The organism is Streptomyces sp. NBC_01591 (genome assembly GCF_035918155.1).
In the GTDB taxonomy this organism is placed as follows: Bacteria; Actinomycetota; Actinomycetes; order Streptomycetales; family Streptomycetaceae; genus Streptomyces.
Genome location: NZ_CP109328.1, coordinates 820,403 through 842,966, shown reverse-complemented (window position 1 = coordinate 842,966; position 22,564 = coordinate 820,403). Strand labels below are relative to the sequence as shown.

Here is a 22,564-nt window from a genome sequence, read left to right as displayed (position 1 = left end):
CCCTCGTGATGCCCGAGCCGCTTCAGCTCCAACGCAGACCGGGGCCCGTGGGGTGAGCTGGTGCCACGAACAGCTACTGAGGTGGCGGACCGGCCCCGTGTCGAGTCCTGGGATTAGGTCGCTGCGTGGTTCCGCATGAGCTCGTGACCAGCGGAAACAGTCCATGGGGAGGGAAATCTTGATCTACTGCGGAATCGACTGGGCGGAAAAGACGCACGACGTGGCCCTGGTCGACGACACCGGCCAGCTCCTGGCCAAGCGGCACATCACTGACGATGCCGCCGGCTACAAGATCCTGCTGGACCTGCTCGCCGAGTACGGCGACACCGAGGAGACCCCCATCCCTGTCGCGATCGAAACCTCCCGCGGCCTGCTGCGCGCCGGGAAGCGAAAGGTGTTCGCGATCAACCCGATGGCAGCCGCCCGCTACCGAGACCGGCACTCGGTCTCGCGCAAGAAGTCCGATCCCGGTGACGCCCTGGTTCTGGCGAATATTCTCCGTACCGACATGCACGCCCACCGGTCGCTCCCTGACGACAGTGACCTCGCCCGGGCCATCGCGGTCCTCGCCCGCGCTCAGCAGGACGCCACCTGGAACCGGCAGCAGATCGCCAACCAGCTCCGCTCCCTGCTGCGCGAGTACTACCCTTCCGCCCTGGCAGCGGCCGACGTCTGGAAGAACGGTCTGTGCCGGCCTGAGGTTCGCGAGATCCTCCGGGCGGCCCCAACCCCGACCCGCGCAGCCCAGCTGACCCGCACCCAGCTGCAGACCGCACTCAAGCGGGCCGGCCGACAGCGCGGCATCAAGGCTGACGCCGAACAGCTCCGGGACATCTTCCGGGCTGACTGGGCTCATCAGCCGCTGCTCGTCGAGGACGCGCTCGGCAAACAGATGCTCGCCCTCCTCGTCCAGCTCGAAGCCGCCTGCGCGGCTGCCGATGACCTGGCTGAGGCGGTCGGGGAGGCTTTCCCTCAGCACCCGGACGCCGAGACCATCCTCAGCTTCCCTGGTCTCGGCATACAGCTTGGTGCCCGGGTGCTTGCCGAGATCGGCGACGACCGCAACCGATTCGCGGACGCCCGCGGCCTGAAGGCATACGCCGGCTCCTCGCCTATCACCAGAGCTTCAGGCAAGAAGTCCGCAGTCACCCGCCGTTGGGTAAAGAATGACCGCCTCAACCACGCTGGCTACCTCTGGTCCTTCTCCGCAATCACCGCCTCACCTGGCGCCAAGACCCACTACCGACGCCGACGCGACGAGCACGGCGATTGGCACGCCGCCGCCCAACGCAACCTCTTCAACCGCATGATCGGACAGCTCTACCACTGCCTCCAGCACGGCCAGCGCTTCGATGAGGCCGTTGCCTTCCCGTTCCCCTCTGTCGGGGTGGTGGCCGCATAGCTCACCTCACTGGCTATACCAGAGGCTGCACCCACGGAGCGAAGCGCTGACCAGGGGCTGCGTCGTCCCACCAGTACCTCAGAACGGTCTCGTGCACGACCTCGAACCGTTCTGCGGCAATGAGACAGGAGGCGGGCTCCCGACCGCCCGCGTCCGCTTCGAAAGCGACGAGAACCGGTGGTTCCTCACCAAGCTGGCGAGCAACTCGCATCAGCTCCTCGCTCGTCGGCACCCGGAAGACCGGATCGTGAAACATCGCCGGGCAACTAACGAACGCCGGATCACCGAAGACCAGCTCCAAGCCGTGGTAATAGGTGAGATCATGACCGGCTGCCAGACGCTGCAAGTCTCACATCACGGTCAAGCCATTGCGCCTGGACCGAACAGCACCTGGCTCTCACTCGTCGAGGCGCACTAACCTCGATCTTGCATGACGGTCCGTCGGTTCTTCCGTCGGGCCGTTTTGCTGTTGCGGATGTGCGAGGGCATGTTGGTGGCCCGGTTGTCGCGTCGGGTGGGCGCCGGGTTCCACTCCCGGGGTGGTCGTGCAGGTTGTTGGGACGGGTGAATTTACTGGTCAGCCGGGGTTCGGTAGGGCCTGGAGCCGGTCCATGGCGCTGGTGATCACGGATGTCCAGGGCCATCGGGCGGCCAGGCGGAGCCAGCGGCGGCGGCCGGTGTTCACGAGCTGGGCGGCGGCGGAAAACAAGCGGAGGCGGAGGCGCTTCGGCTCCCAACGGCGGGTTTCGCCTGTCAGGGCGAGCATCGGCATCCAGGCGAGGAGGTCGAGCGCGATGGAGACGATCTCCAGCCAGATCCGGTTCTGGGCTGTGTCGTGCAGGGGCAGGTTGCGCAGGCCGGTATCGCGGGCGTTTCGGATGCGGTCCTCGCAGCGGGCCCGCCTGCGGTGACGCAGTTCGAGGTCGGCGAGCTGGCCGCCCTTTGTGTTGGTCGCGAAGCAGGTCAGTCGCAGCCCGTCAACGTCGGTGAAGCGCAACTGGGCGCCGGGGTGTGGCCGTTCCTTGCGGACGATCAGCCGCATGCCCTTGGGCCAGGTGCTCAGGTCGGGCATGTCGGTGATCTCTGCGACCCAGGCGCCGGGCCGTTCGGTGCCGTCGGAGTCGTAGGCCGGTGTCCAGGCCCGTTTCGGGATCTTCAGCACAGCCTGGTGGATGGCGTCGGTGATGGTCATTCCGACCGAGTAGGACAGCCACCGGCCGCGGCGGGAGAGCCAGTCGAGGAAGGCGTGGGTGCCGCCGGCGGAGTCGGTGCGGACCAGCGTCTGCCGTCCCCGCCGCAGGTGTTTGGGCAGTTGGGCCAGGGCGAGGCGGGTGGTTTCGATGTGATCGCTCGCGGTGTTGGAGCCTGCGTTGCCAGGCCGCAGCAGCGCGGCCACCGGTTCCCCGGAACCGGCCTGGCCGTGGTCGACGAACGCAACGAGCGGATGGTGACCGAAGGTCTTCTTCCAGGTCGCGGTGGCGTCCTGCTTCTCGGAGTGCGCAAGCACCAGCACGCCGTCGATGTCCACGATCACGCTGCCACCGGCGGCCGGATTGTCTTCACCGGCCAACTCCCATACTCGCGTGCGCACTTCGGCTCGTGCCGCGCGGATCGCGGTGAGCGCCTTCGGCCCGGCCGCGGCGAGCGCGTCGATGAGCCGGGAGACCGTGGGGTCCGATGCCACTGGACCGAACACGTCGGCCTCGGCCCGCAGCATGGCGACATCAGCGAGGCAGTCCCCGCCCAGAGCCGTCGCGAGTGCGATATCCAGCAGGACCTTGCCCGGATCATGCATCGTCCGCGGCTTGCGCCAGGGCGCCAGCGCCGCCGATATCGCATCGTCCAGGCCCAACGTGCGGACCGTCTCGACCAGCAGCACCGCCCCGGCCTGCGAGACCGCCCCGCTGCCGCCGCCCTCGACGCGGACACGTGGGTACAACCCGATACGCTTACTCACCTGGAGAGTGCTTCTTTCCGTGCAGCCAACAGGACCCTAGACAAGTCCCATCGTTGCAGGTCAGAAGCACTCTCTGCTTATTTGATCAAGGCATGGACGAGCACGCTCATGAAAGCGCGAGGCTAACCAATTGAGATGACTTCTTAGTTGAGGACCTGGACCTCGCCCACCGCAGCGGTGAACGCGGTCTGTCGGGTCTCGGTGAACTCGCCGCCGAGGACGGCGGCGGTCCGCCGGACGGACCAGGGGCGCCCCTGAAGAGGCACCGGAATATCACCTGTTCGTGTTGACCGGCGCCACCTCTTGAAATCCCGAGAAGCCCTGAAATCAAGAGGAGAAACCTTTATCCGTAGAATGGCCCGCCCCGAGTGAGTATTGCCAGCCGGTCTACGGCATTCCTACGCTGCCCACGGTTGACTTTATGCGGTCGACCACGGAAAACGAAACGGAGAAAAACATGGTCCGATTCAGAATCTTCTCCTCACACCTGTGGGCCGCCGCGGCCGTCCTGGCGTTCACCGCGAGCACCGCCTCCATGACCGCGAACCCGGCGGCAGCCGACTCCGACCAGTGCCCGTCCGGATCTTTCTGCGTATGGGAGCAATCCAGCTACCGGGGCGACTTCCGGCACTACACCTCGTCGAACCCCAACGTCGGCGACTACATGAACGACCGCATGACCTCGTATTGGAACCGCACTGGTAAAACGGTCAGCGTCTACGAGCACTCCAACTACGTCGGGTGCATGTTCATGATCGGGCCGGGCAAGTCCGAAGCGGCCGTGGCCTCGCACTTCAACGACAAGATGACCTCTCTTCGCATCGGCAGCGGCTGCTGACACCGCCCGAAAACGACGGTGTCCACCGAACCGGAACCCGCACCGGTGAGCTCCCGTGAGCCCTTCGAGCCCCAGCCCGAACCGGGCTGGGGCTTTCTGGCTGTTGTGGGCCACGACAGCTCTAATCAACTCGTGGTCGGGGGTGAACAGGCCGACGGTGACCGGTCGCCGGTCGGGACCGGTGAGGGTGGCGTCGCGTCGGCGGGTGGTGACGAGGGTTCGGCCCGAGGGGCTGGTGGGGGGCCACAAGGGCCCCGTAGGTCGGCCGGGTCGGCGAGGTCGTCCAGGACGACTTCGGCGACGTGACAGTACGCCTGGCCCGTTGAAGGTGAGGCGGTCGACGATGGCCTCGCAAAGTCGGGGGTCGGTGAAGGTCTCATCGAGACCGGCACCGACTCCTACCGCCTGGCAACCACCCGCGCACGGGCCGAACAACCGGCCGTCGCAGGCTGACCTCCACAGTCAGCTCAGCAGCCCGTCTTCCGCAGGGACGACGGTCCCGATCAGTCATCGAGGGCTCAGGCTCTGGGACCAGACTCGCTGTATCGTTCGGTAGTCGATCACGGCTATGTCCTCCTGCTGGAGAACCTCACGGGCCTGCGGCGATGTCAGGAACTCGTAGTCCGTCCGACGCACGGGCCAGCCACCGTCGACGGCCTGCGACTCCTTGTCGCCCAGACTGGGATGCATCGCCCATTCATTGAGCCCGGCAGGCAGGTCACGCAGCATCTGAGCACATCGGGCCGCCTTGCCTTCAATGTTGAGGGAGAAGCTGTCCAGGAATTCGTTGTCGGTGACCGGCAGGCCGCGTCTCCGCATCGCCTGGCGCCCGGGTTCGAGCCAGACCCGGACCGCGAGGCCGTACTCCGCTGCCAGCACTACAGTGAGGTCGAGGACGTCGTCGCGGCCGCCATCAGCCAGGCAATGGAAGTCCAGATGGGTCGGCGTGAGCCCAGCGTCGGCGACAGCATCGACCTGGGCGCGGAACTCAAGTTCGATCTCATCGAGCCGAGCCTGGCCGAGCAAAGCCGCCCGTCCGACAGGTGTCGGCGAGAACAGCTCGCCTGCAGGGTCCAGCAGCGAGGGAACTCGTTCTTTGGCGATCAGCGGCCCCCACGGGATGTCGGGCATCTCGCATACCAGAGTGAGGTGGATTCCGAACGGGATCTGCGGCCGTCGGCTGAGCAGTTTCATGGCCTGCGGCGCCCCAGGACACGGGACCATCAGGCTGCACGAGCTGGCGATCCCCTCTTCGACCGACTCGATCACCGCGGCGTTGATCGCTGGATACATCCCGAAGTCATCGCAGTTGACGATCAGCAGCCGAGCATCAGGCGGATACCCCAGTAACTCACTCGACTGCTCCGAAGACACGACGGCCGCGGGAACGCTGACTTCATCCATGCCCGCAGTGTGAGACCTGGCCCAGACCTCCGCACGGCAATTTGACTGCCGCGGAGCGACAGCGCCGTCATTTCGCGGGTCCTGGCACAACTTCTGGGCTCTGTCGCTATTTTGGGGGTAGTTGGGCATCGATCTTGTGTGATGGGTGGGGTTCGCGTCGCGGACGTTCTGTTGCCAGGTGTCGGGGTTCAGGTCGAGGAAGTGGCACTCACGGATACGGAGGTTCGACTGGCTGTGCGGTCGCAAGCCGCGTCGGCCGCATGTCCCGACTGCGGACGAAGATCCTCAAAAGTGCACTGCTACTACCCGCGGGCTCTGGCGGATCGTCCGGTCGCAGGCAAGCGTGTACGACTAGAACTACGGGCCCGCCGGCTCGTGTGCGGGAACGATCAATGCGACCGGCGGACGTTCGCCGAGCAGATACCGAACCTGACCCGGCGCCACGCACGCCGCACGGACGCTCTCACTGCCCAGCTCACCGACATGGCCCTGTTCCTGGGCGGCCGGGCAGGAGCACGCCTCTCCGAACGCATGGCTATCGGCACCTGCAAGGACACTCTGCTCCGGCTGATCCGCGCGCTGCCGCTCCCGTCCTCGGGCCCGGTCCCGCTTCTCGGCGTCGACGAGTTCGCCGTGCGACGCGGACGGACCTACGCGACGATCCTCATCGACATGTCCACCCACCGTCCGGTCGACGTTCTTGCCGATCGCGCCGCGAGCACCTTCGCGTCCTGACTGCGAGATCATCCCGAGGTGCGGATGATCTGCCGCGACCGCGCCGGCTCCTTCCGCGACGGAGCCCAAGCGGGTGCTCCGCAGGCCCGGCAGGTGGCCGACGCCTGGCACCTGCTGCACAATTTGACCGAAGCAGTCGAACGCGTCGTGGGCCGACACCGCGCCGTCCTGCGAGAACGCCTCACGTGCTACGACGACCGGACCGAAGACGGCCAGGGCGACGGAAACCCGGGAGTCGGGGCGGGACTGGCCGCCGTCAGGGGGACTTCACGGCGTTGACCACGGTGTATCCCATCTTCTCCCGGCACAGGGCAAGGATGCGCGGGTAGACGGTGTCGAGCTGCGCCATCGCGTCGGTGCCCACCAGCTCCGCGATCTGGGCGCGCCTTGCGGCGAACAGGCGCGGGATCAGCTCGTAGGTGGGCTTGAACTCCCGGGACATGTCGCGCGTGCCTTGGATGGCGAAGCCGGCCTCGCCGAGCATGCGGGAGTAGTCCTCGGGTCCGGCGGGGAGGCGGGAGAGGGCGAACGCGGCCTGGAAGAGCTGGACTTCCTCGGGTGTGAAGGGCACGGCTTCGTAGCAGTCCGCGAGGACGAAGCGGCCCCCGGACCGCAGCACCCGCCGAACCTCGCGGATCGCGGCGGGGCGGTCGGAGACGTGAGCGAACGACTCGATGGCCCACGCGGCGTCGAAGGTCTCGGACTCCTGGGGCAGGGCCATGGCGTCCGCCTGTTCGAAGGTGACGCGGTCGGACAGTCCGGCCTTCAAGGCGCGGTCGCGGCCGGCCCGGACCTGCGCGGCGCTGACCGTCACGCCGAGCACGCTCGCGCCCGACTCGGTGCCGATCCGCACGGTGGGCCGGCCTGTGCCGCAGCCGACGTCCAGCATCCGCTGTCCCGGCAGCAGCCCGACCACGTCGATGAGGGTGCCGGTCCAGGAGTCCTGGGCCCGGGTGAGTTCCTCCCACATCTCGTCGGCCGTCAGCTCCCCCCTCTCCGTCCGCACGCCGTCGGTCCACATGCCCAGGTGCATGCTGTCGCCCATGGTCAGGCCGTACAGGCCCCCGAAGCGGTCGTACCATTCGCCGACCTCCCGGGCCGATGGATTGCTCATGTCCAACTCCTTGCTTCCGGGGGCCCACCAGGTGGGCCGGCGCCGTCGGGCCGACCCGGCCGATCGGCCCCGCTGCCTCCACCACTTCCCCAGGACGGGCGCGCAGTGACGCCACATGCCGGGGCGCACAGAAGCACGGATGGATCCAAAACGGTCAAGATCTCGTGTCAGAGGTCAGCCAGGCCACTGACCTCTGACAAGTGATCTTGACCGTTTGCCATGTGAGTTTGACCGCCCGAGTCAGGCGGTGTCCCGTCTCAGATGATCTGGTTCGAAGTCGAGGCTGTGACCAGCGCCGACCAGATCAAGTGAGACGCTGCGGTGCCGGAAATCTCAAGCAAGCCGGCCCCAGGATTGCGGATGGCGGACGCTGTCTCAGGCGATCTGGCGAGCGAACAGGCCACCATCCGCGCCGTCGACGTCGAACCCGACAAGCACGGCCGGACCTCGTACACCCTGATCACTCCCGAAGGCACCGCACTGGTCCGCCTCCAGTTCATCGGCAACGTCCGGGTCCCCAGGTCTCGGGGGCGTTCCGGTAGGCAGCGCGGGTCACACGGGCCCGTGTCCCGAGGTGGAGTTGATGGCCGCCTGCACCGCTTCCAGCAGCGCGGCCAGGCCATGGGCCTGCTCCCATTCCGCGGCCGTGTAGCGCCAGATGTGGCTCCCGCCCGGGAATTCCGGCCGGCCATGCGTGATCTCCACAATCCGCTTCCCCTTCCGGTCGGGGCCGGTGACGCGTAGGTGCATGTGCCGTATGTGGAAGCGGATAGGGTCGCCGCCGAAGATCTCCAGTATCCGACCGTCGAACGAGTAGAACTCTCTGCCGACCATGGTCGTGATCTCGTCGTTCATGGGGGGGAACCCTATGCACGGTGATCAGTCGGTGCCAGACCCCTGTCGCGCACCACTTCCATCACCGCCCCCGCCACCGCGCCCATGCGACGTCTGCGAAGGTCCGCGTCGGAGCGTCTCGGCAGCGGGAACTCCCGGCCGTCCTGGGCGATGACCTTGGCCGTGGTGAGGCCCGCGAGGAGGCTGGTGCGGTGCCAGTCGACCACGTACGACCTGCCGTTCGGGCTGACGCACAGGAGCAGCAGCACCCCGCGCCGCGGGCCCTCGCCTCACACCTCACAGGACCCCCGCCCGCCTGGGGAAACGGGCTGTGTGCCACACAGGAGCAGCCGGGAGGGGTGACCTACAGGACGGTGCCGTGCAGGGCGCGGCGGTCGCCGGACATCGCGTAGCGGCGGGCGGCGAGGCCGTGGTCGAGGGTTTCGCCGATCTCCTCGCACAGTGGGGCGAGGACGTCGGCGGCGTCGGTGTCGGAGAGGTAGGCCGGGGCGACTTCGAGCATCAGCTCGCCGATTGCGTGGGTGCTGGCGGCGAGGTCGTCGACGACGCGGCGCAGCGCGGCGGCTGTCGGGTCCGTCGGCGGATCGGCGGGCGGTGGCGGCGGTCCGGTGCGGACGTCACGGACGGCCTGGCGGACCACCGCGCGCACCGTGGCCGCGTCGAGGGCCTTCAGGCCGCTGTGGGCGAGAGTGGCAGGGCGGCGTGTGATCAGCTCCGCGACGCCGTCCGTACGGCCGGAGACGGCGATCAGGGCGCGCTGGGACAGGCCGTAGTCGAGCGCGGCCGCGGCGGCCGGGCCGGTGTCTCCCACGTGCGAGACACCTCAGTGCCGGCGGTGACCGCTTCGTGGATCGCGGCCAGGGAACGGGCGACGTCGAGCAACCGGTACGCCTGCGCACGGGAGATGCCGAACTCCGCGTCGCAGTACGCCTCCCAACTGCCTTCTCTGTCAAGTTCAGCGTGTTGAGGCTCGCGCCACAGACCAGCCAGGTGCCAGGGCAGTGGTCGGGCGTGGCCCCAGCCGTTCAGTCCACTTCAAGGCGGAAGGCCAGTTCTGCTGGCACCTCGCGAACCCTGAATTCCAAGTGCGCCGGATTCCTCGGGCTGCGGCGCATGGTTGCTGGCTCGACCAGAACCTTTTCTGCCACAGATACTTCGCCCAACTGCAAGCGGCGTTCAAGGTGCTCCGTCATGTCTGACCGATGCAGGAGGCCGGCCTGAAGATCGGGGTAGTCGTCCAACCTCACCAGGGCGTACCCCTTCTCTGTATTGATGGCGGCCATCGTGGCCCACAGTTGCTCCCCCATCCTGGGATACGCCTCCCAAGGCAGCGGCGGTCTGGGTGGGCTGGCTCTGACCACGCTGATGCGCTGTTCTCTCGGGTGGACTCCTGTGATGCTCACCTGCAGTTGCGAGCCGACGGTCAGGTCTGCGCTCCCGTCTCCGTGTTCGATGTAGGATATTCCGCCAGACTCCAGTTGCAGGTGAAGGCCGCCAAGAGCGTTCGCCACCACCGTTGCTCCGACAATGCGTCCTGGTTTGTAGTCCAGCAAGCGTTGCGGCCACGGATTGGCCTGTCCGTAGCGTTGCGAAAAACGCGTTCCATTCTCGTCCGTGACGAAATGCCCGATAAGTGTGCCGCGTTCGGCGAGTCGTTTGGGGAAGTCCTTCGGGAAGGGCTCCTCGTAGCTGAGATCCTCGCGCCGCAGCTCGCCTGTTCGTAGCGCGTTACTCGTATCCCGCACGAATGCAGATTGCTCGGCTACCCAGATGACCTGCGTAAGCGCGTGCACCGCTGCCGGGTACGCACTGTTCGGCTCCGGTTCCAGCGCCACGCCCCGTCCCTCACGGGCGTTGCGAGCCGCCTGTACCAACTCCTTGGCTCGCTTGAACAGTCTCCCCCGGTCACCGACGGGCTGCAGTTCCTTGATGGCCGTTCTAAGCAGATCGAGCGGAATGTCTTTACTGCCGTTGCGATAGTTGGCCCACGTGGTCTTCTGCCCGCCACCGAATCGCTGCGCCAAGGCGTGAGACGTCAGCTCACCAGTCACCTGCCCTACGAAGAGAGCCAGTCGCTTGCACTCCTCTGGGCCCTTCATCTGCCTCGGGCGTCCCGCCAATGCGACCTCCTATTTTCCGCGGAAAACCCCCATTATCCGCGAGCGACCTGCAGACTTCCCCTACTTCGTGGCCATGGCCGACACCAGAAGGCACCTTCGGTATCCGACCCGGTCGGACACGCCGACCGGCGAACCGGGGAGGTAGAAGATGAAGGGCTCACGGGACAAGCGCCGGATCCGCCGCATGATCACGTTTGCCATGCTGCGTGGTGCAGCAACCACCGCAGGGGGACTGATCGTCACAGGAGCTCTGTGGTGGTTCCAACGCCGCTGAGGCCACCCGCAAGAGGCGAGAACCTCATCCTGCCGCCGCCTCACTGAGGCGGCGGCCGGATGATTGCCTCACCCTGCGGGTGGACGAGGTTGGGTGGGCAGCGCCCGTACGACGGGATCGGGGGCCGCGAGCTGCTGGCGAAGCTGCCGGATTTCCAGGGTCAGCTGGTTGACGACGCGGACCAGGGTCTCGCGGTCGGCGCGTAGTTCGGCGAGTTCCTCATGGTCCGCGGCGCGGAGTTCCTTGAGTTTCACGATCTGCCTCAGCCGCACTTCGGCGTCGGTCGGCTGGCCCCTCTCTTTGACCTTGGCGTAGAACTTGTTCTTCAGGTCCCGGTGGCGCTGGGTAAGCGCGTTGCGGGGGACATCCGCCTCGGCGGCCAGGGCAACGACGGTCAGAGCGCCATTCGAACGCTCGGCGGCTCCAGCCAGGATGCGCTCCATGGCGGCTCGAATGCGGTCGCGTTCGTCGGGGGCCGGACTCATGCCGTGGTCTTCTCCTGGTCGGCGATGCGGTTGTGGTGGTGCTGGACTACGAGGTGGCGAAGGTTTTCCGCGCGTTGGCGAAGGCGATCGGCGAGCGGTTCGGGGACGATCTCGGAGACTGCTTGCTTCTCCAGGCGCTCGGCCTCTGCCATGAGCTGGGTGGCGTGTCCCTGCCTCGTCGCCACCACCCCTCGCGGCGGCCCGCAGACGCCCCTCACGGAGTACCGTCCGGAGCCGTACGAGGGCGACGCCCACCTGGTCGTCTCCGCGGAGGGCCGCAACGCGGGCCCGGAGAACCGCTCCCCGGTGCTGCACGACTCGGCCGAGCGGTGCCTGCGCGGCTGGGAGCGGCTGATCGACGGCGCGATGCGGGTCCACGACAGCCGACGACCACATGTCCATGGTGGCGCCGGGCAACGCGGCCCACCTCGCCGCACTCTGCCACCGGATCGCCGCCGAAAGCGAGTCGTCCCCTGCCCCTGCCCCCGCCTCCGCGGACATCCCGACGCCGGACCGGATGACGCCGGCATGACCCACCACGCGACCACGACCCCTCAGGAGGCAGGCATGACCGCTCCCGGAACACCGTCCTTGACCGGACGGATCACACAGGCCCCTGCCGCCCTGCTCCACGACGAGGTGCTCGAACCTCAGTTCGCGTACGACGTGGCCCACCTGCTGCCCTTCTACCTGCGTACGGAGAAGGCACTGCTCCTGGCAGTACACACGGCTCGGCGTGCTGACCGAACGGCAGGCCCACGACATCGCCACGGCCCTCGACGGGCTCACCGCCGCCTCCCTCACGGCCGACCCCCAGGCCAACTTCTCCGACCTCTCCTTCGCCATCGAGGTCTCCGTCGGCCACCGGCTGTCCGCCCCCGTCCCCGCCTGGCGCGTCGACCGCAGCCGGAACGACTTCCAGGCGTGCGCACAGCTCCAGCTGGGCCAGGTGATCACCCCCGCCTTCTTCCTCACCGCTCTCTGCGACCACCTGCTGCACACCGCCGAGCGCCTGCTCGCCTGGTACGACGGCACGGAGTCCTCGCCGCTCGGTGCCGGAGCCATGGCCGGCCAGCAGCTCGACTGGGACCGCGAGCGGCTCGCGCACCTCCTCGGCTTCGCCAAGCCGAACCCGCACGCGCTGGTGTCCGTCGCCTCCCGCGGCTGGCAGCTCGAACTCGCAGCGGAGTGCGCCACGTTCGGCATCGGCATGAGCCGGTTCTTCACGGATCTCATGAACTGGGCCGGCGGCCAGTACGCCTTCGTCGAACTGCCCGACGAGATGGCCGCGATCTCCTCCGCGATGCCGCAGAAGAAGAACTACCCGGTCCTGGAGCGCCTGCGGGGCAAGAGCAGTCACGCCCTGTCCTGGTACGTGGACGCCGCGACCACCCAGCGCGGCACGCCTTTCAGCAACACGGTCGAGGTCTCCAAGGAGGGCTCGGCCCAGATGACGCGGCAGCTGGGCGACCTGCGGTCGATGCTGCGGATCGCGACCGCCGTCTTCCGCAATCTCCGGTTCGACACCCGGCGTCTGCGCGTGGCGTGCGAGCGCGAGTACCTCAGTGCGTTCTCGCTCGCGAACGAACTGACCCTCGCGGACGGGGTCCCGTGGCGGGAGGCCCAGGTCATCGCCGGACGGTACGTCCTCGACGCGGCGGAGTCCTGGCGGCCGGCCACCGAGCCGGACCCGGAGGCACTGCACCGCATCGCCTCGGAGCACGGCCACCAGGCCGGAAACAGCGCCGTCGGCCTGGGGTCGCTGCTCTCGGCGGACGGCGAGCTCGAACGCAGGGCCGGCACCGGTTCCGCCGCGCCCTCCGCCAGCGCGGCCCTGCTCGCCGAGCAGTTCGACCGCATCTCCGCCCTGACGGCCGACTGGCAGCGGCGGCAGGAGGCCCCGGAGGCGGCGGTCCGTCTGGTCGACCGTCTGCTCGGGCTCACAGGGGGCGACGACCGGTGACAGACCCCGTCCGCCCTCCCGCTCCCTCCCGCCCCCTCGGCCCGGCAGAAACGAGCACCATGCCCCAGCACCCGGCCTTCGTCGAGGCCAACACGACCGGTACGGGAATGATCGCGCTGCGCACGGCGCGCGAAGCCGGCTTCGTCCCCGTCTTCCTCACCTCGGACGCCACCCGCTACGCCGGTCTCGACGAGACGGGCGCCGAGGTCGTCCTCTGCGACACCAACACCCCTGCCGCGCTGCGCGCCGCCCTGGACTCCCTCCCGGCCGGCAGCCTCGCGGGCATCACCACCACCAGCGAGTTCTACGTGCCCGCCGTCGCGCAGATGGCCCGCGAGCTCGACCTCCCCGGCAACCCGCCCGACGCGGTCCGCCGCGCCCGCGACAAGGCACAGGTCCGGGCCGCGCTCGTGGCCGCCGGGGTGCCCCAGCCCCGGTTCGCCGTGGCACGCACGCCGGACGAGCTGGACGACGCCGTCTCCCGGGTGGGCCTGCCCTGCGTCGTCAAGCCCGTCGACGACTCCGGCTCGCAGCTCGTACGCCGGTGCCTCACCCGCGCCGAGTTGAACGAGCACACCGACCGGGTCCTGGCCGTGCGCACGAACGTGCGTGGCCAGGAAGCGGCGGGCGCCGTGCTGCTGGAGGAATTCCTCGACGCGCCCGAGTACAGCGTCGAGACGTTCTCCGTGGCAGGCGAGCACACCTGCGTGGGCATCACCCAGAAGTCGGTGACGAGCGGGCCGCACTTCGTGGAAACACGCCACATCTACCCGGCCCCGCTCGACGACGAGCAGCAGACGGCGCTGCGCCGGGCCGCGATCGACGCCCTCCGGGTGCTCGACATACAGAACGGCCCGTGCCACATCGAGGTCAAACTGACCGACGCCGACGCCACCCTGATCGAACTCAACCCGCGCTTGGCCGGCGGCATGATCCCGGAACTGATCCGCCTCGCCGAGGGCGTGGACCTCCTGGACCAGCAGATTCACGCCGCCAGCGGCGGCACACCGGACCTGCGACCGCGCCGCCGCGGCCACGCGGGAGTCGCCTTCCTCCTCCCGACGACCACGGGCACCCTCCGCCGAATCACGGGCACCACGCAGGCCGCCGCCCTGCCCGACGTGGAGCGTGTAACGGTCACCGGAACCCCTGGCAGACGCCTGCGCCCCGCGCAGAGCGCGTACGACCGACTGGGATCGGTGATCGCGCACGGGGGCCACCCGGGGGAGGTCGAGGCGACTCTGGACAAGGCTCTCGCTCTACTCAGAATCGATGTGGACGGTTAGAAAACCAGCGCAGGAAGTAATGCACTCGTCATCACCCGAAGGCCCGACGACGTTCTCGCCCGCCTCAAGACACCAGCCTGTCGACGGCGGCTGACTCCTACATGCTCAGCTGCGTACGAGTGAACGTGCTCAGTTCGTGAGGTGCTGGGGGTTGGTATCCGGCGCCAGGAGGCTCCTCACGAGCCTTCCTCCCGAAGCGCGGTGACGGCCAGTGCGGTGGCAGTACCGATGGCTCCGCTGATCGCGACGTCGTCCGAGCCCGGCAGGGATCGGGTGAAGACGGCGGCGGCGTATCGGCGGCCGTCGGGATTGGAGATCAGACCGATCTCGTTGCGGACCACGCCGACCAGGCTGCCGCTCTTGGCCGCGACCCGCACCGGCAGCCGGAAGCCGCTCGCGATCCTGTGCCGGGTCAGCCGAGGTCCTCGGAGTCGCGCGGCGGCGGGACCGGCGTCGCGGGGCGCCGGGTCCTTTCACTGGGCAATCTGGTGGGTGGTCGTACTGGGTTCCCTGGGCGTGTGGTGGACGGCCTGCCGGCTCATCCGGTATCCGGGTGGGTGGGCGTACGCGTTCCACGAGGAGCACCAGGAGCACCGGCAGACTCTGGCCGATGCCCGCGGCGCGGTGCGCGAGCTGCGGGGCACAGCCCGTCGCGAGACGTGGCAGGCACGGACCGAGGTGAAGCGGGCCGAGTGGGCCTACCGGCGCCGGATCCGGCAGGTGGAGTCCGAGCTGCAGCAACTGCGCACACCGCATCGAGGAGCACTCGTCAAGCAGCTCGGCAAGATCGCCCTGCACGAGAACTCGGTCCTCATCGGCGACGAAGAAATGCAACTGGCGGGAATGCAAGTCCGGTTCGATCTCGCCCAGCCCACGCACGTCTCGTACGTGTACCTGACGCAGCCGGACGGACGCCAGTACATGGAACGCTACGAGGGCCAGGAGTTTCCCGAGGATGCGGTGCGCCGGTTCAGCGTGCAGATCCAGAACGCGGCCGTTGCGGCGCAGCGCCTGAGTGAGAGGCGCGCCGGAGACATCCGCACGCTCGAAGCCGAGTTGCGCAAGGCCCAGGAGGCGACAGAGCTGGTGGATGTGGCACAGGAGCGGCTGGAGAAGACACGCGCGCGCCACAGTGCAGATACTCAAGCTCCCGCGAGCGCCAGAGGCTCTCGACGATGCCCGGCAGGAGTGGCAGGACCTGACCGGACGCCGCCCTCTCTGACGGGACACTTCGTCAAAGGCCCGGGCGGGGCGCCTCTGGTGTCGACAATGAAGGCCTGGCTTTGTCCACGATTCTCGGCAGCGATTGTTCACGGCTGCGGAAGGCGCTCGCAGCGCGGCGGGGTCGATGTTCACGACGATGGGCAGCAGCTCGGTCCGAAGACGGTCACACGGCGACGGCGCGGCCACTACCGGCGGCCTACCCCGTAGCCAGCGCTTTTGTCTTGTCCCTGCACAAGCAGCAGGGCACCTCGAACTCCGCTGCCCCCATGAAGTGCCCCGTACTGCTGCCCGCCGTCGTGAACATTCGATGCGCCCCGACAGTCACAGCGCTGCCGAAACTGCTGTCAAAACGCTGCTCCGTGTCGCATACAGAGCCAGTCTCAGTTCTGCCTCGTCGGAGGCATTGGGAGGCAAGAGGGCTTCGATCTGTCTGGCTGTGGTCTCAATGGTGGTGCTGAGCCATGTGCGGCTGGTGTCTCTCAGGGGCGCCTGCATCGCGAAGCGGCGATGGAGTTCAGCGATGGTAGGCGGGGTGCTCCGGCAGCTCGGGGACCGGTGAACTGCCCCTGGTTGTCCTTCCCCGCCCCGCCGCGGCCGTACGGCGTCATGTCGAGCAGGTCAACGGGTCCATCGGCCTGCTCGTTGCCACGGCCCGTCGTGGAGTGGGTGAGGAACACGCGGTCTCCGTCGCGCAGACAGCGTCACGCACCGAGTACCAGGGCTGGGACTGATCGAGGCCACTCCCGACGAGATCGTGCTGCGGGTCTGGCGTCTGCTGGTGAACCTGCACTGTTCTCCCCTGCCCTGACCCTGTTCCTGCCAGGGGTTCCTACGCCCCCGCGTGGATGTACGCCGCCCAGATATGCGGCCTCTCCGGGATGCGGCGCCGCAACTGGCGGACGGTGTCGTGCAGGGCGTGCGCGACACCGGGGCTGTCGGGAGCAGTCGTTCGGCGATAGAAGTTGCGCGTCATGTGGTCCGCGTGCGTGCTGTCGATCTTCCACAGCGTGCCGACTGCCGTCGGGAAGCCCGCCAGCAGGAACGAACTCGTGATGTGAATGGCCTCGTCCGCGAGGCGTTCGGCGGTGCGTGCGGTGCCGCAGGCCGCGAGGAAGGCGAGCCGTGCCGAACGCGGGCGGACCCGGCAGATCTCCAGGACCGAGACCGGCTCGCCGCTGGGCAGATGCAGCAGGGCGCCGGAGGGCTCCGCCGGGTCCGTCGTCGCGTGGCAGCCGAAATGGGCCCACGAGGCGTCGTGCAGCGCGGCGAGCACGGCCTCGCGGGTGGCGGCCGGGCCGATCAACGGCGCCTGTGCGCCTAGGAGTTCGGCCGCGTGGGCGGCTGCCGACGCAACACCGGGGAGATCGTCCTCGGGCGCGGCGACCAGCAGGGCGCTGCCGTGGTCGGCCGTGTCGCGCTGCCGGGCGCGTGCTCGTGCGTACGCAAGGGTCTGCAGGCCAGGCGCGTACGACGACACCACGGCGTCGAGGGCGGCACCGCAGCCGTCCTCGGCGCAGTCGGGCGCCGCGCACTCGGCCGCGTGCAGTGGCAGGGCGCTGAATGGGCCGGTCGGCACCCACCAGATGCACGGCCACGCGCCGTGGCGCGGGACGGGTTCCACCGCCCCGACGGACTCCAGGACCGGGCGCACGATCCTGTGCCAGGTCCACGCCAGCGTCTCGCGGACCTCCTTGCCTGCGGCGACGAGTTGAAGCGGCGAAGGACGGGACGTGCCCTGCGCGTTGATGGCATCGACGGCGTCGCGCAGCCGGCGCGCCGCGTCGGTGATCTCGTTGGCCTCGGGGTCGAGGCGCAGTGCGGTGACCGACCGCTGGGTGATGACGAGGGCGTGGCAGTAGCGCTTGCCGTGGTTGAGGACGACGACGGGGCCTTCGGCCGCGAGCGCCTTGGACTCCTCTGCGGTCAGCGGCCGCAGGAAGCCCTCGAAGCCCGGCCGCGTGCGGATGCGCCGTACGAGATCGTCCAGTTCGTTGGACGCGCGCAGGCCTGCGAGCCGGGCCCACTCGGCGGCTCCGGCGGCGGCTGACTCGGGCCGCGTGTCGATTCGGTCGGTCAACTGCTCGAACTCTTCGGCCAGTTCGGGGTGCGCGCCCTGCAGATCGCCGATGTCTGCGCGGGCCTCGATGCGGCGCGCCAGCAGCAGGCCCCGGCCGCGTTCCAGCAGTTCGGCGGTACGGACCACGTCGGGGCCCCGGACCGTGTGGTCCAGGGCGGGGAGGCCATCGAGGTCGGGCATCTGTCCCGCCTCCAGCGCTCGCACGCCCTGTTCCAGGATCTGCACCCGCTCGGCGACCTGTACGGCGGACTCGCGCAGTTCGAGGGAGGACAGGATCAGCTCGACGATCGACCTGATGTCGCCCTCGAAGGTCGACAGACCATGCTCGGCGGACGTCTGGTCGCTGCCCCGGTCGGTGATCCCGGCCATCGCCTCGACGGCCGCTTCGAGATGCGCCAGTGCCAGGTCGATCCGCGGCTCCCCGCGGCCGAGCACGCCGGCCGCCGCGGCGATCTCGCCGTGGGCGCGCATCCACACGGGAAGGGCGGGGTTGTTCCAGCCATCGGGGGCCGCGTGGCCGGCGAGGCGGGAACGGAGGAGGTCGAGGACGGCTGCGAGCGGACGGAACGAGCTGCTGTTTGCCGGTGCCGGTCCGGGGGCGTCGTCCGTCCCGGAGACCTCCGGGCGGCGTGCGGGACCGAGGGCGTCCGTGGTGGACACTTCCGGGAGGCGGTCCCGGCCGATGAGGTCGACGACCGAGCTGATCATGCCGGCCATGTCGATCGGCGACCCGTCCGGCCTCGCCTCTCTCCGGACGCCCTCCAGGCCCTGCGCCTCGGCAAGCAGCGCCCGGGACCGCTCCGGTTCGCTGGTGCGCAGGGTGGCGGCACGCTGCATCAGGACCCTGGCGAGCGTCATCGTCACCATGGGCCGCATCGGATGTCCGGCGGGGCATGCCTCGAACGTCCTGCGGCACTGTTCGACGACCGTGTCGTCGAGGTCGGGCCGCGGGCCGCCCGGCCCCACGGTTTCGACCAGGTCGACGTAGGCGTCGCCCATCAGGTCGTACCAGGGCGGGTCCTCCCCGTCGGCCGCCCAGGCACGGGTGATCTTCCGCAACCGGTGGGCGATCCGCCGGGCCCGTTCCAACTGCGCGGGCTCATGGCCGAACAGGTAGTTCTGCAGGGCGTTGTGGAACTCCGTGCGTGCTGCCAGCACCTCCCGGTCGGTCCGGGTCACCGCCGCGCCGTCGTGAAGGGTCGCCTCTTCGGGAGTCAGCGGGGCGGGGCCGGGCGCCGAGGCGAGCAGGGCCGCCGCCTCACGCGCGCCTTCCGCGTCGAAGGAGCCCGCCGACAGGGCGGTGAGGGCGTCGGCGAGATTCCGGTCGAACCTGCCGGGCGCGTCGCCGGAGTCGGCGCCGGCGTAGCGCAGCAGTTGTACGACCTCTTCGAGGACGGCGGGATCGGGCCGTTCCGCAACGCTGGCGGACAGGGCGCTGCCGAGGACTCCGGCCAGGTGCCGGCGCAGCTGGGGGTCGTCCTCGTCCGTGGCGTCGAGGAGTTCCCGGAGGGTCGCGATGTCGGAGTCGAGGTGCTCGGGACTGTCGAGGCGGACGTCGGCCATCCGGGACAACTGGGTGAGTGTCCGGCGGAGTTCGTCGGGCATGTCCTCGTCCCGCGTGACGTCCGCCGTGATGGCGAGGGCGGCGACGGACAGCGCGGCCTCGAAGAGTCCGCGGCGCAGCAGGTCCGTCGCCGGGAAGTCGGGCGGGGCTGCGGTGAGCGTCTCCTCGGTCAGCTCGCGGGATTCGACGTCCAGCAGTCCGGCGCGGGCGGGCGCGCTGGAGCGCAGGGCTTCGGCTCGCAGCCCGGTGAGGGCTGCCAGGACCGCGACGTGAGCATGCCGGTTCGGGTGATCGGCCGGGAGGACGGCGAGGGCGGAGCGATAGCGGCCGATGCGTTCGTCGGCGCTGTCGTCGGGCTCGAATCCGGCGGTCAGGGAGAGGACCTCGAGGTCGAGGTCGATCTGTCGGCCCTCACGGGCGGCACGCTCCCTGTCCCACGCAGCGAAGCGACCGAGCAGCGGTGCGGCCCGTCCCAGGGCGTCCGGGTCGTCGCTCTCGCTCAACGACTCGAACTCCCGGTACGCGGCGAGCATCTCGCTGTGCTCGTCGCTCAAGGCTCCGGCCGAGGCGAGCAGTTCGGTCGCCTCCAGGGCCGCGTCGGCGTCGTCGCACGCCCGCGTGAGCGCGGCGAGCGCCCGGCCGAGGGCGACGGTGACCGCGGTACGTTCGGGGTGACCGGCCGGGGTGTCGGCTAGGGCCGCCCGCAGCCGGCGTACGCCGCACGCGACACGACCCGCGTCCTGCTCGGCGACGCCCGCGTCGGCGATCACCGCGCCGACGCGCAGGTCGCGTTCACCGGGCCAGGTGACGGGCTGGGCGTCCAGCCTCCGCAGGAACCGCAGCCCGTCCGCGGTCTCCGGGGTGAGGGCGTCGTCCGGTACGGCCGCGACCAGCCGTTCGACCTGCGCAAGCCGGGGGGTGCCGAGCAGCCGGGCGGAGTCCACCACCGTGCGCAAACAGGCCGCAGCTGCGGCCCGCGCCCCGTCGGGGTCGAACAGGCCCGGCTCGACGGCCAGCCGCGTGCACACCTCCCGTCCGTAACGGGCGGCGGCGACCAGCCCGTCCGGGTCGGCCTTCGTCTGGAATCGATGCATCCACAAGTCGTGTGCATAGATGGCCAGTTCGACGAAACCCACGTGGTCGTCGGCGCGTACGGATTCAAGAGCGGCGTCCGACCAGGCGAGCGCGCGATCGAGCGCCGCCGCCCGCTCCTGAGGTGCTCCATTCACCGCGACGTCGGCATGCACCGAGCACACCAGGTGCGCGAACCGCGCCTCGTGGGACGGGTCGGCGGGGTCGAAGTTCTCCTTCAAGGACTCGGGGAGTCCGGCCTCCTCGGGGAGGCGCGGGCATAGGAAGCCGAAGACGGCGACCCCGACCCCCGTGTTCTGGGCGGCCTCCGGGTCCTCGGCGCCCTGGTGACGGCCCCAGAACGTCCAGAACACGGCGGCCACCGCTTCGAGACCGATCGAAGCCTCGGGCGACGGTGCCGCCTCACCCAGCAGAGCCAGCGCATCGGTCACCGCCTCCTGGTCGCGCAGAGGCGCGGCGTCGCCGGTGCTGTGAGCCCTGGTCAGGCGTTCGACCACTCGTTCCCGAAGCTCTGACATCGCCGCTTACATTACTCTGATCGGTTGTCAGGAAGCAGTGGTTATCAGGACTTCGAGGGAGGCCGAGGTGGGAGACGGGGCGAAGGCGCGCGGTGTGTACGAGGACGCCGTGGAATACCTGTGCCGCAACGTCGAGGAACTGCGCCCGCTCGTCTCCTCCGCCGTCTGGGAGTCGGCTTTCCCGGTCGTACGGGACGCCGATCCGGCCGGTGCCGAGTGGCGGGACGCCGTACGCGCGCTGCACGACGCGGTCGAGTCGGCCGGCGTCCCAAACGGGCTCGGACTGCCCGCCACCATGGGCGTCGGCGACTGGCCCGGCGCCCCCACCCCGCAGTCGGTGGGCTGGGTCTGCCCCACGAGCCGCTGCGCCCGGGTCGAACTGCGCGACGGGGCGGCGACCGCCACACCGACCTGTGAGCTGGCCGGAGGGCCGATGCGGCTGGTGGACGGCTGACCGCGGTGGGCCTGCTCATCGAGCTGCAGAAGCGCATACCCGACGGCTGGTTCCTGCGGCGGCTGCTGCCCGCCGCGCTGTTCGTCGTCGTCACGGTCGTCGGCGGCGGGGAGTTGGGCCATGCCCACTGGAACGACATCGCCCTCGCGCGCGAGCGGATCGCCGACGCGCTGCGGACGAGCGGCGGCCTGTCCGCGGACGCCGTCGCCTCGCTCGTGCTCGTCGCGGTGCCGGTGGTGGGGACCGCGTTCGCGGTCCCCTACGCGGCGGCCGCGATCGGCTCTCTTGCCTCCGGGGCCTGGCCGTGGTGGCTGATGTCGGTGGGCCGACGGGTGACCAAGTGGCGGGTACGGCGCTGGGTCGAACCGGACGTGCTGGCCCGGCGGTCCGTGCGGGCCCGCGCCGACGGCCACGCGCTGCGCGCCGACCGGCTCGACGCGCGGGCCGCCCGGGCCAGAACGGGCGGGCGGCCGCAGTCACCGACCTGGTCCGGCGACCGCCTCCGCCTCACCGAGGAGAACGTCGGACGGGAGACCGGCGGCGATGTCGTCAGCAGCTGGACCACCCTCTTGCTCGGTGCGGCCGACCAGCCCCGCGCCGCGCTGGCCGAGGCCCGCGACGCCTATGACGCGGCCTGCGAGGCCCTCGCCTGGAGCGCGGCGTTCACGGTGCTCGGCGCCTGGTGGTGGCCCGCGGCCCCCTTCGGTATCCTCCTCGGCCTGGCCTCCTGGCGCTCGCTGCGTCATGCGGTGCAGGCGCTGTGCCGTACGACGGAGGCGGCGTTCACGCTGCGCGAGACGGAGCAGCCGAGCGCGCAGCCATGAGCAGGACAGTGGAGGGTCCGACAGCGACGCCGCCCATGTGCACGGCTCCTCGGCGCCTGTTTCATCCCGGTACTGCAGCCGGTCGTTCACGTGACGTGGTGTGATCGGAGTCGTTGGCGGTGCATGGGGCTGAAGCTGCCGCCGGGTCTGGTCCGGCGTGATGAGTTGACCGCGGACGAGGTCTGGTGCTGGGACGCGGATGAACTGCGGGATCGTGTAGGGCACGGGATTTCGTGGTGGACTCGCTGCGGGCCGAGGACGCGGTGCTGATCGCGGACGAGACCGGTGACATCAAGAAGGGCACCAAGAGCGCCGGGGCGGCCCGCCAGTACACGGGTGTCACCGGCCAGGTCGAGAACGCCCAGGATGCGCTTATGG

24 protein-coding genes and 4 pseudogenes are annotated in these 22,564 nt (G+C 69.3%); 14 read left to right on the top strand and 14 right to left on the bottom strand.

What is annotated here, in order from left to right:
• Window positions 1-163: 163 nt before the first annotated feature.
• Both OG978_RS45130 and OG978_RS45125 read left to right on the top strand, forming a co-directional pair.
• Window positions 164-1,402 carry an IS110 family transposase gene (locus tag OG978_RS45130; RefSeq protein ID WP_326770861.1) on the top strand — a complete coding sequence of 413 codons (1,239 nt, stop codon included), beginning with the start codon at window positions 164-166 and terminating at the stop codon, window positions 1,400-1,402.
• Between the two features lie 91 nt (window positions 1,403-1,493).
• Complete coding sequence (locus OG978_RS45125; RefSeq protein ID WP_326770860.1) at window positions 1,494-1,820, top strand: hypothetical protein; 327 nt, start codon at window positions 1,494-1,496, stop codon at window positions 1,818-1,820.
• Window positions 1,821-1,979: 159 nt separating this feature from the next.
• Here the strand turns inward: OG978_RS45125 and OG978_RS45120 are convergent, their stop codons facing one another.
• Together OG978_RS45120 and OG978_RS45115 are read right to left on the bottom strand one after the other, a co-directional pair.
• Window positions 1,980-3,359 (bottom strand): IS1380 family transposase, encoded by a 1,380-nt coding sequence (locus OG978_RS45120; RefSeq protein WP_326770859.1) that lies wholly within the window; start codon window positions 3,357-3,359, stop codon window positions 1,980-1,982.
• A gap of 143 nt (window positions 3,360-3,502) precedes the next feature.
• Window positions 3,503-3,625, bottom strand: coding sequence for a hypothetical protein (locus tag OG978_RS45115; RefSeq protein ID WP_326770858.1), 123 nt, complete (start codon window positions 3,623-3,625; stop codon window positions 3,503-3,505).
• 191 nt (window positions 3,626-3,816) lie between these two features.
• On the opposite strand from OG978_RS45115, the gene OG978_RS45110 reads away from it, so the two are divergent.
• Together OG978_RS45110 and OG978_RS48720 are read left to right on the top strand one after the other, a co-directional pair.
• On the top strand, window positions 3,817-4,197 hold the full coding sequence (locus OG978_RS45110) for a peptidase inhibitor family I36 protein (protein WP_326770857.1): 381 nt from the start codon (window positions 3,817-3,819) through the stop codon (window positions 4,195-4,197).
• Between the two features lie 366 nt (window positions 4,198-4,563).
• Window positions 4,564-4,650, top strand: a pseudogene (locus OG978_RS48720) (IS21-like element helper ATPase IstB); the annotation flags it as partial.
• A gap of 54 nt (window positions 4,651-4,704) precedes the next feature.
• Here OG978_RS48720 and OG978_RS45105 read toward each other — a convergent pair.
• Entirely contained in the window at window positions 4,705-5,601 is an 897-nt protein-coding gene (locus OG978_RS45105) for a polysaccharide deacetylase family protein (RefSeq protein WP_326770856.1), read from the bottom strand.
• 141 nt (window positions 5,602-5,742) lie between these two features.
• On the opposite strand from OG978_RS45105, the pseudogene OG978_RS48715 reads away from it, so the two are divergent.
• The 3 genes and pseudogenes from OG978_RS48715 to OG978_RS48710 all read left to right on the top strand — a co-directional run.
• Window positions 5,743-5,973, top strand: a pseudogene (locus OG978_RS48715) (transposase family protein); the annotation flags it as partial.
• Window positions 5,974-5,976: 3 nt separating this feature from the next.
• Window positions 5,977-6,336: a hypothetical protein gene (locus tag OG978_RS45100; protein WP_326770855.1), complete on the top strand. Its 360-nt coding sequence runs from the start codon at window positions 5,977-5,979 to the stop codon at window positions 6,334-6,336.
• Between the two features lie 24 nt (window positions 6,337-6,360).
• Entirely contained in the window at window positions 6,361-6,615 is a 255-nt protein-coding gene (locus tag OG978_RS48710; RefSeq protein WP_442817894.1) for a transposase, read from the top strand.
• Here the strand turns inward: OG978_RS48710 and OG978_RS45095 are convergent.
• From OG978_RS45095 to OG978_RS45060, 8 genes are all read right to left on the bottom strand, one after another.
• Window positions 6,593-7,450 (bottom strand): SAM-dependent methyltransferase, encoded by an 858-nt coding sequence (locus tag OG978_RS45095; RefSeq protein ID WP_326770854.1) that lies wholly within the window; start codon window positions 7,448-7,450, stop codon window positions 6,593-6,595. The two genes, OG978_RS48710 and OG978_RS45095, sit on opposite strands and share 23 nt — an antisense overlap.
• 552 nt (window positions 7,451-8,002) lie before the next feature.
• On the bottom strand, window positions 8,003-8,305 hold the full coding sequence (locus OG978_RS45090; RefSeq protein ID WP_326770853.1) for a hypothetical protein: 303 nt from the start codon (window positions 8,303-8,305) through the stop codon (window positions 8,003-8,005).
• Window positions 8,306-8,316: 11 nt separating this feature from the next.
• Entirely contained in the window at window positions 8,317-8,553 is a 237-nt protein-coding gene (locus OG978_RS45085; RefSeq protein WP_326770852.1) for a hypothetical protein, read from the bottom strand.
• A 95-nt stretch (window positions 8,554-8,648) separates the two neighbouring features.
• Entirely contained in the window at window positions 8,649-9,116 is a 468-nt protein-coding gene (locus OG978_RS45080; RefSeq protein ID WP_326770851.1) for a hypothetical protein, read from the bottom strand.
• Window positions 9,053-9,187: a hypothetical protein gene (locus tag OG978_RS45075; RefSeq protein ID WP_326770850.1), complete on the bottom strand. Its 135-nt coding sequence runs from the start codon at window positions 9,185-9,187 to the stop codon at window positions 9,053-9,055. Before OG978_RS45075 ends, OG978_RS45080 begins: the two co-directional genes overlap by 64 nt.
• Before the next feature lie 143 nt (window positions 9,188-9,330).
• Window positions 9,331-10,356, bottom strand: coding sequence for a hypothetical protein (locus OG978_RS45070; protein WP_326770849.1), 1,026 nt, complete (start codon window positions 10,354-10,356; stop codon window positions 9,331-9,333).
• Window positions 10,357-10,767: 411 nt separating this feature from the next.
• Window positions 10,768-11,184, bottom strand: a complete 417-nt coding sequence (locus OG978_RS45065) for a hypothetical protein (RefSeq protein WP_326770848.1) — start codon at window positions 11,182-11,184, stop codon at window positions 10,768-10,770.
• Window positions 11,181-11,369, bottom strand: a complete 189-nt coding sequence (locus OG978_RS45060) for a hypothetical protein (protein ID WP_326770847.1) — start codon at window positions 11,367-11,369, stop codon at window positions 11,181-11,183. Before OG978_RS45060 ends, OG978_RS45065 begins: the two co-directional genes overlap by 4 nt.
• 215 nt (window positions 11,370-11,584) lie before the next feature.
• Between OG978_RS45060 and OG978_RS45055 the strand changes: the two genes are divergently transcribed.
• The 3 genes from OG978_RS45055 to OG978_RS45045 all read left to right on the top strand — a co-directional run bounded on the left by OG978_RS45055 (window position 11,585) and on the right by OG978_RS45045 (window position 14,433).
• Window positions 11,585-11,716 carry a hypothetical protein gene (locus OG978_RS45055; protein WP_326770846.1) on the top strand — a complete coding sequence of 44 codons (132 nt, stop codon included), beginning with the start codon at window positions 11,585-11,587 and terminating at the stop codon, window positions 11,714-11,716.
• A 204-nt stretch (window positions 11,717-11,920) separates the two neighbouring features.
• Window positions 11,921-13,147 (top strand): lyase family protein, encoded by a 1,227-nt coding sequence (locus OG978_RS45050; protein ID WP_326770845.1) that lies wholly within the window; start codon window positions 11,921-11,923, stop codon window positions 13,145-13,147.
• A 59-nt stretch (window positions 13,148-13,206) separates the two neighbouring features.
• Complete coding sequence (locus OG978_RS45045) at window positions 13,207-14,433, top strand: ATP-grasp domain-containing protein (RefSeq protein ID WP_326770844.1); 1,227 nt, start codon at window positions 13,207-13,209, stop codon at window positions 14,431-14,433.
• Window positions 14,434-14,609: 176 nt separating this feature from the next.
• Here OG978_RS45045 and OG978_RS45040 read toward each other — a convergent pair whose 3' ends face one another.
• Entirely contained in the window at window positions 14,610-14,834 is a 225-nt protein-coding gene (locus tag OG978_RS45040; protein WP_326771077.1) for a serine hydrolase, read from the bottom strand.
• Between the two features lie 319 nt (window positions 14,835-15,153).
• Here OG978_RS45040 and OG978_RS45035 point away from each other — a divergent pair, with 319 nt between their 5' ends.
• Window positions 15,154-15,864, top strand: coding sequence for a hypothetical protein (locus OG978_RS45035; RefSeq protein ID WP_326770843.1), 711 nt, complete (start codon window positions 15,154-15,156; stop codon window positions 15,862-15,864).
• A 362-nt stretch (window positions 15,865-16,226) separates the two neighbouring features.
• Here the strand turns inward: OG978_RS45035 and OG978_RS45030 are convergent.
• Window positions 16,227-16,384: pseudogene (locus OG978_RS45030) on the bottom strand (DUF899 family protein); the annotation flags it as partial.
• Between the two features lie 102 nt (window positions 16,385-16,486).
• A complete protein-coding gene (locus OG978_RS45025) occupies window positions 16,487-20,908 on the bottom strand; it encodes a CHAT domain-containing protein (RefSeq protein ID WP_326770842.1) in 4,422 nt (1,473 codons plus the stop codon).
• Window positions 20,909-20,975: 67 nt separating this feature from the next.
• Here OG978_RS45025 and OG978_RS45020 point away from each other — a divergent pair, with 67 nt between their 5' ends.
• From OG978_RS45020 to OG978_RS45010, 3 genes and pseudogenes are all read left to right on the top strand, one after another.
• Complete coding sequence (locus OG978_RS45020) at window positions 20,976-21,362, top strand: hypothetical protein (RefSeq protein ID WP_326770841.1); 387 nt, start codon at window positions 20,976-20,978, stop codon at window positions 21,360-21,362.
• Window positions 21,363-21,367: 5 nt separating this feature from the next.
• Window positions 21,368-22,186 (top strand): hypothetical protein, encoded by an 819-nt coding sequence (locus tag OG978_RS45015; RefSeq protein WP_326770840.1) that lies wholly within the window; start codon window positions 21,368-21,370, stop codon window positions 22,184-22,186.
• A gap of 189 nt (window positions 22,187-22,375) precedes the next feature.
• Window positions 22,376-22,560: pseudogene (locus tag OG978_RS45010) on the top strand (transposase); the annotation flags it as partial.
• Between the last annotated feature and the right edge of the window lie 4 nt (window positions 22,561-22,564).

Bases quoted from the DNA above. Each gene is read 5' to 3' on its own strand.
- OG978_RS45130 (WP_326770861.1), top strand. From the start codon at position 164: ATGGGGAGGGAAATCTTGATCTACTGCGGAATCGACTGGGCGGAAAAG.
- OG978_RS45110 (WP_326770857.1), top strand. From the start codon at position 3,817: ATGGTCCGATTCAGAATCTTCTCCTCACACCTGTGGGCCGCCGCGGCC.
- OG978_RS45105 (WP_326770856.1), bottom strand. From the start codon at position 5,601: ATGGATGAAGTCAGCGTTCCCGCGGCCGTCGTGTCTTCGGAGCAGTCG.
- OG978_RS48710 (WP_442817894.1), top strand. From the start codon at position 6,361: ATGATCTGCCGCGACCGCGCCGGCTCCTTCCGCGACGGAGCCCAAGCG.
- OG978_RS45095 (WP_326770854.1), bottom strand. From the start codon at position 7,450: ATGAGCAATCCATCGGCCCGGGAGGTCGGCGAATGGTACGACCGCTTC.
- OG978_RS45090 (WP_326770853.1), bottom strand. From the start codon at position 8,305: ATGAACGACGAGATCACGACCATGGTCGGCAGAGAGTTCTACTCGTTC.
- OG978_RS45065 (WP_326770848.1), bottom strand. From the start codon at position 11,184: ATGAGTCCGGCCCCCGACGAACGCGACCGCATTCGAGCCGCCATGGAG.
- OG978_RS45055 (WP_326770846.1), top strand. From the start codon at position 11,585: ATGGTGGCGCCGGGCAACGCGGCCCACCTCGCCGCACTCTGCCACCGG.
- OG978_RS45045 (WP_326770844.1), top strand. From the start codon at position 13,207: ATGCCCCAGCACCCGGCCTTCGTCGAGGCCAACACGACCGGTACGGGA.
- OG978_RS45025 (WP_326770842.1), bottom strand. From the start codon at position 20,908: ATGTCAGAGCTTCGGGAACGAGTGGTCGAACGCCTGACCAGGGCTCAC.